Origin of the sequence: Corynebacterium glyciniphilum AJ 3170 (genome assembly GCF_007673095.1) — a bacterium.
Lineage (GTDB): Bacteria > Actinomycetota > Actinomycetes > Mycobacteriales > Mycobacteriaceae > Corynebacterium.
This window is the reverse complement of the sequence record NZ_VDYZ01000293.1, coordinates 1-254: the sequence shown is the minus strand read 5'-3', so window position 1 is coordinate 254 and position 254 is coordinate 1. Positions and strand designations below refer to the sequence as shown.

The following is a 254-nucleotide window of genomic DNA, read 5'->3' as shown; positions in this document are numbered from 1 at the left end:
CCCCCCCACGCCACCTCCACACCTCCTCCCCACACTACCCCACACCCCCCTTACCACCAAATTCACGCTATCCCCTCCACTACCGAACCCTTCACCACAACCCCATACCCCTCTACCATCCTCTCCTCCCACACCCCACCCCCCTTCCGACACCCGCCACCCCCCATCCCCCACTCCCCCCTCCACCACACCACCCTCCACCACTCCAACCCCCCCCTCCCCCTCAACCTCACCGCCCCCTTCCTCCTCATCCC

1 protein-coding gene is annotated in these 254 nt (G+C 66.9%); it reads right to left on the bottom strand.

The genetic code is table 11. From position 1 onward, the window contains the following. Nucleotides 1-62 precede the first annotated feature (62 nt). A partial coding sequence (locus FS507_RS20095; protein WP_222121479.1) for a hypothetical protein occupies nucleotides 63-254 on the bottom strand: 192 nt, incomplete at its 5' end.